General features: G+C 69.6%; 6 protein-coding genes. All 6 read left to right on the top strand.

All coding sequences use genetic code 11. The features are described 5' to 3' along the window. The first annotated feature begins 158 nt into the window (after positions 1-158). Positions 159-935: an SAF domain-containing protein gene (locus U9977_RS24570; RefSeq protein WP_322755120.1), complete on the top strand. Its 777-nt coding sequence runs from the start codon at positions 159-161 to the stop codon at positions 933-935. After that, positions 932-2,245, top strand: a complete 1,314-nt coding sequence (locus tag U9977_RS24565; protein ID WP_322751651.1) for an AAA family ATPase — start codon at positions 932-934, stop codon at positions 2,243-2,245. Before U9977_RS24570 ends, U9977_RS24565 begins: the two co-directional genes overlap by 4 nt. 423 nt (positions 2,246-2,668) lie before the next feature. Continuing rightward, on the top strand, positions 2,669-3,163 hold the full coding sequence (locus U9977_RS24560; RefSeq protein ID WP_322751650.1) for a transcriptional regulator: 495 nt from the start codon (positions 2,669-2,671) through the stop codon (positions 3,161-3,163). A gap of 108 nt (positions 3,164-3,271) precedes the next feature. After that, positions 3,272-4,249: a patatin-like phospholipase family protein gene (locus U9977_RS24555; protein WP_322751649.1), complete on the top strand. Its 978-nt coding sequence runs from the start codon at positions 3,272-3,274 to the stop codon at positions 4,247-4,249. A gap of 168 nt (positions 4,250-4,417) precedes the next feature. Then, positions 4,418-4,900 carry a DUF6912 family protein gene (locus U9977_RS24550; protein WP_322751653.1) on the top strand — a complete coding sequence of 161 codons (483 nt, stop codon included), beginning with the start codon at positions 4,418-4,420 and terminating at the stop codon, positions 4,898-4,900. A gap of 110 nt (positions 4,901-5,010) precedes the next feature. Then, a partial coding sequence (gene pruA / locus U9977_RS24545; RefSeq protein ID WP_322751648.1) for an L-glutamate gamma-semialdehyde dehydrogenase occupies positions 5,011-6,503 on the top strand: 1,493 nt, incomplete at its 3' end.

Genomic DNA, 6,503 nt, shown 5'->3' with positions numbered 1-6,503 from the left:
GTCGCAGACCACGTACGCTCGGCGATCAGGGAGTCTCGGACATCCACGACCATCCGGTCTGTGTCGCGGCGCCCGCTGTCCGCCAATCAGCAGCTCCTGGCTGGCCAACGACGCCGCCGTCGTGGGCACCGCCGGACACGAGCCACCTGGAGGTCCGGGTGACCGACCTCACGCCCGCAGCCACACGTACCGAGGGGCCGGCTGCGGTGCCGTCACCGCCGGGGCGCCGGCTGACCCGCCCGCGCTGGCGCGACTCCCGCCTGCTCATCGGCGTCCTGCTGGTGCTGGTGTCCGTTGTGCTGGGCGCACGCCTGTTCGCCACGGCGGACAGGACCCGCGCCTGGGTCGTGGCGAAGGGGGACCTTCCGGCCGGGCATGTCGTGGTGGCTGGTGATCTGGCCACGACCTCGGCGTACCTGAGCCTGGACGCCGCGAAGCGTTACTACCCCGGCGAGCGTGGTCCGGAGATAGTCGGGGCGATGCTTTCCCGTCCGGTTTCAGCCGGGGAGCTGGTCAGCGGCGCTGACTTCGTGCGCAGTAACGTCATCCCGACACGGCTGGTGTCGGTGGTCGTGAAGGACGGTCGGGCACCGTCTCTCGCTCCGGGTGATCATGTGGATCTCTTCGCCTACCAGCGTTCCAACACCGTGGCTCCAAGCGCGGCACTGCAGGCTGGCCAGTCTGCGCAGGCAGCTCAATCAGCGGTGGGAAGCAGCGGCACGGAGGTTCTGGTGCTGCACGACGTCGAGTTCATCTCGAGGGAGACTCTCACTGGTGGTGCCCACTCGTTGACGTTGAGAGTTCCGGTCGATCTCGCCATCAATGCTGTGGCAGCCTCGCAAAGTGAGCGGGTCGACCTCGTCAAGCTGGAACGCGGCGCCCGTGGCGATGTGGGCGGGGCTGGTCCAAGCGCTGTGCCGGGATATGCGCAATGAGCCTCCCGATCCTCACCGCGGTCACCAACTCGGTGGTCGAGTCCGGGCTCGTGACCGCCTTCGACCGCCGTGACCTCGGGGTGACGGTCGTCCGGCGATGTGTGGATCTGCCCGACCTGCTCGCTGCCGCCACAACGGGCGCCGCGCGGGCCGCGTTGGTGTCGGCGGACCTACGCCGCTTGGACCGGGAGGCGCTGACGCGTCTGGCGATCGCCGGGGTCGCGGCAATCGGGTTGATTGTGCCGGGCGACGAGGATGGCGAGCGCAGGCTGCGCCAGCTCGGTGTCGCGGCGGTGATCGCAACTGACTCGACCGCAGAGGTGGTCGCGGCCGCCGTGGTGGAGGCGGCCCGGGCGCTTTCCGACCGTGGCCACGCGGCGTTGCCCACGGGCTCCTACAGCGAGCCGATGGCGGGCTTTGCCGCCGTGGCGCCAGTGGTGCCGGTGCCCGATGCCGTCGACCTGCCTGAACTCGGCGCGGGTCGGGTGATCGCGGTCTGGGGTCCCACCGGCGCGCCGGGCCGCACCACGGTGGCGTTGTGTCTGGCGGCCGAACTGGCCGGGATGGGGATGTCGACGGTGCTTGTCGACGCCGATGTCTACGGCGGATCGATCGGCCAGCTGGTGGGGCTGCTGGAGGAGGCCCCCGGGCTTGCCGCCGCCGCCCGGGCGGCGAACCAGGGCACCCTGGACGTGCCCCGCCTCGCGGTGCTGTGCAGGGACCTGGGCGGCGGATTGCGGGTCCTGCCCGGGATCGCCCGGCCGGCGAGATGGCCGGAGCTGCGACCGGCGTCCATCGAGGTGGTGCTGGCACTGGCACGAAGGCTGGCGAGTTTTGTCGTGGTCGACTGTGGGTTCTGTCTTGAGATGGACGAGGAGCTGTCTTTCGACACGGCCGCTCCACGCCGCAACGGGGCGACCCAGGCGGTACTCGGCGCCGCCGACACCATCCTGGCCGTGGCATCGGCGGAGCCGGTGGGCCTGGTTCGTTTCGTCCGCGGCCTGTCCGATCTGCGCGAGGTCGTTCCCGGGACGGATCCGTGGATCGTGGTGAACCGGCTGCGCGGCTCGGCCGTCGGTGGCGACGCCCGGCGGGAGGTGTCTCGCGCGATGGTGCGCCATGTCGGCTCGGAGCCGGTCGCGCTGGTGCCCCTGGACACGGCTGCGATGGACACCGCCCAGGCCGCCGGCCAGCTGCTGCGTGATGTCGCTCCGCAGTCGCCGGCCCGGCTCGCGATCGGCGAACTCGCCGCGCGGGTGGCCGGCCGCCCGGTACGCGGGCGCCGTCGACGCTCGGCCACGCGTCGCTGAGCGCGTTCACACGAGGTGCCACAGGTCCGGGCGACCGACCCCGGTTGCGTATATCGTATTTTTTCGAAAATGTCCTTTTAATCCTCGCGTCGAACGGTTACTGACCGCGCTTCCTGGGCAGTCTGTCTGGGTGACTGATCGTACGGAAAGAGGAGCGGTTGGCGGGCGGTTCGCTGTTCGCAGCGGCGTGTCGGGGTCGGCGGCGGCGTCGCCGCCGTCGGCATCGGCGTTCTGACCCGACAAGTGGACTGATCGTTGCCGGAAGGTAACAATTGTGTCGAGGGGGTCACGTTTTGCATATTTAAGGGGCAACCAACCATTTTTGATGACAGCAAGTTAGGGTGAGCACTTGCGTCATCGCAGTAGGCGGGAGTAATAGATGATCATCAAATGCTCTATCAAGGCGGCGGGGGGTGTAATCGGGTGAGCCGGGAGTACGCCAAGGCCGTGGGAGCCCGTCTTCGGGCCATACGGATCCAGCAGGGAATGTCGCTGCAGGGGGTGGAGCAGAAGTCACGCGGGCGATGGAAGACCGCGGCGGTCGGTTCGTACGAGCGCGGCGATCGGATGATCAGCGTCCATCAACTGTCGGAGCTGGCGGCGTTCTACGGCGTGCCGGTGTCGGCGCTTCTGCCGGACGAGGAGGCGTTGCCGCCGCGCGAGCACCGGCCCCGTACCGTCCTCAATCTGAAAAAGCTCACGGAGGCACCGCCGGACTCCTCCGCGCTGGTACGGCGTTGGGTCGCGCAGATTCAGCGCCAGCGTGACGACTACGCCGGGCAGGTCCTGTCCATCCGGGACGGTGATCTGCGGGCGTTGGCCCTCCTGCACGACACCACGCCGCAGGAGTTCGCCGAACGGCTGCGGGTGTGGGGTGTGCTTGAGACCAGTTTCGGTGAGGAGGAGCCCTCGGAGTAAGGCCGGTGCAGAGCCGGGCGCGTTCACGTCGTCGCTGCCAGATCTGGGCGGCGGTTGGCGGCGAGATCGCGTGCACCCCGAGGGTGCGCGCACAGCGGGAGGTGGCTGATGGTTAGCAGACGGGCGCCCCGTCGTGGACTAGTCCTGGGTGCCGGGGGCGTGCTCGGATCGGCATGGATGATCGGCGCGCTGCGCGCATACGAGGACGCGACCGGGATCGACGTCCGCACCATGGACATGGTCGTCGGCACATCCGCCGGAGCGGTTCTCGCCGCTCTGATCGGGACCGGCACCGGGGTCGAGACGATGGTCAACTCCGAGTACGGGCGGCCGCTGTTCGGTGATCCGGTTCTGGACTACACGCGGCTCGGTTCGGCGTTGCCGCCGAGGCCGCGCATGCGGATCGGCTCCCGCCGGCTGTTGGCCGCCTCGGCGCGCCATCCACGCAGCGTCACTCCGTTGGTGGCTCTGGTCTCCCTGCTCCCGCAGGGGCGCGGGACGCTTGCCGCGATCGGCGAGCTCGTGTCCGCGGCGGACAGTACCGTCCCCACCCGGCCTGCATGGGTGAAACCGTGGATCGTCGCCATGGACTACGACACCGGGACCCGGGTCGTGTTCGGCTCGCCGGGGGCGCCGCGGGCTTCGCTCGCGGAGGCAGTGATGGCCTCCTGCGCGATTCCGTCCTGGTATGCGCCGGTCATGATCGGTGGGCGGCCATACGTCGACGGCGGGACGAGGTCGCCGGCGTCGGTGGACGTGCTCACCGACGCCGGGCTGGACGAAGCACTCGTGCTCGCCCCTGCCTGCTCCGTCGCACTGGACCAACCGCGGGGCGCCCTGGCCCGACTCGAACGCCAGATGCGGCGGTGGGCGACCCGGGTGGTGATGCGCGAGGCCGAACTGCTGCGATCCGCTGGCACGAAGGTCACGGTCATCTGCCCGGGGCCGGCTGACCTGGCGGTCATCGGCGCCAACGTCATGGACCTCAGCCGCCGCCGCGAGGTGTTCGAGACCTCGCTGCAGACCAGCGCGGCGGTCCTGGCGCTGCCCGACGCCGCGGGTGGGCCGCTCGCGGCCGCCGGTTGAGCTGCCGGTACGACCGGCGGTACGCCCGCCGGTTCAACCGGCGGTTCAACCGGCGGGCGAGGGGGTCTACCACCCCGGGTGGACCGGCCTCCGGGCCTGGCCGGGTTAGAGCGCCCGCCAACCCCACCCCCGGCCGGACGGTGGGGTTGCGCCCGGCACACTGGCATGGTGCGTGTGTATCTGGCGTCAACCCTGTCGGCGGCTCAGGGTGTCCTCGCGGACCGGGTGGTTCCCGCCGGCCTGGGCTTCGCCGTGACCGGATCGGTGCGGGAGTGGTACGCCCGGTCCGACACGGACGAGATGGAGTACGCCCTGCTCCTTGAGGCGGCCCGGGCCAGCCTCAGGTTGCTCGATGCCGATCCGAGGGCACCGCGGCGCCGGCTCGTGTTCGCGGTGGAGGTTGACGACCACCACGTGCGGTTTCGTGATGATCTTGATCGTGGGGTGGTCGAGGTCACGGTACCCGTGCCGATAGCGGAGGTCCGGGCCATCCACGTGGATGGCGCAGATGCGCAGGCCGCTGTCGAGGCGGCCGCGGCAGCCATGGTGGAGGCCGATCTCGGCGGCGAGGATGCAGCCTTCCTGGTCGACGAGGCCGACGGGTATGAACTGCTCTGGTACGCCACCCAGGAACTGGCGGATCTCATTTAGAGCGCCCCTATTGTCGGTCGCTCTCAGCGCCTGGTCCAGACGTTGATGGGTGGATCTCCCGCATTGGTTCTGGCGCATTGGTTCTGCTGCACAGTCAAGGGGTGGCTCGGATGGATGCCGTCACGGTCGTTCCGGAGCCGGTGAACGAACCGGTCCGCGACTACGCGCCGCGCAGCGCATGGCGTGACCGCCTGCAGACGGCGCTCACCGCGATGGCCGATGACCACGTCGAGCTACCGCTGGTGATCGCGGGTGCGTCGCGGCCGGGAACGGGCGAGCCCTTCGATGTGGTGGCCCCGCACCGCCGTGCGTTGGTGCTGGGGTCGGGCCGCGCGGCGGCACCGCGGGACGTCGCCGACGCCGTCGACGCGGCGCTCGCGGCCGGGCCGGGCTGGCGGGCGTTGGGCCAGGACGACCGCGCGGCTGTGTTTCTGCGGGCGGCGCAGCTGCTCGCAGGGCGGTGGCGGGATACCGTCAACGCCGCAACCATGCTGGGGCAGAGCAAGAGCTGTTACCAGGCGGAGATCGACGCGGCCTGCGAACTGATCGATTTCTGGCGTTTCAACGTCGCGTTCGCCCGCGAGATCGTCGCCGGGCAGCCGGCCTCGTCCCCCGGGACATGGAACCGCATGGACTACCGCCCGCTCGAGGGGTTCGTCCTCGCGGTGACACCGTTCAACTTCACCTCGATCGCGGCGAATCTGGCGACCGCCCCGGCGATCATGGGTAATACGGTGGTCTGGAAGCCCAGCCCGACCCAGCAGCTCGCCGCCCACCACACCATGTCGTTGCTGGCGGAAGCCGGCCTACCCCCTGGAGTGGTCAACATGGTCACCGGGGACGGCGCGGCCGTCTCCGCGGTCGCGCTGCGCCACCGTGATCTCGCCGGCGTGCATTTCACCGGCTCCACCGCCACCTTTCGCGGGATGTGGCGGACGGTCGCCGACGGGATCGAGGGTTACCGCACCTACCCGCGGCTGGTCGGTGAGACCGGTGGCAAGGACTTCGTCCTGGTTCATCCCAGTGCCGACCCGGATGCCGTGCTGGTCGCCCTCGTCCGCGGTGCGTTCGAGTACCAGGGACAGAAGTGCTCGGCGGTGTCCCGCGCCTACCTGCCCGCCTCGATGTGGCAGGCGGGCCTGCGGGACCGCCTGGTGGCCGAGACCGCCGCGGTGACCTATGGCGATGTGTCGGACCTGAGTCTTTTCGGCGGTGCGGTGATCGACCGACGCGCATTCGACCGGCTGGCGGCACTGCTCGCGCGGTTGCGGGCGGATCCGGCGGTGTCGGTCCTCGTCGGTGGCGGTACCGACGACCGGGTCGGGTACTTCGTGGAACCGACCGTGGTGGTGTGTGCCGACCCCGCGCACGAAGTGTTCGCGGTTGAGTACTTTGGACCGATTCTGGCCGTGCATGTGTACGACGATCGACCGAGGCCGGATTCGGATGCATTTTCCACGATCATGAAGGATGTTGCGGATGCCGCGCCTTATGCGCTGACGGGCGCGGTATTCGGCCGCGACCGGGCCGCCCTCGCCGCGGCCACCGAGGCATTGCGTTACAGCGCTGGAAACTTCTACCTCAACGACAAACCGACAGGCGC

The sequence above is a fragment of the Protofrankia sp. Cas8 genome, assembly GCF_963555845.1.
Classification (GTDB): Bacteria; Actinomycetota; Actinomycetes; order Frankiales; family Frankiaceae; genus Protofrankia.
Note: the sequence above shows the minus strand (reverse complement) of the source record. Positions and strands in the feature narration are given on the sequence as shown.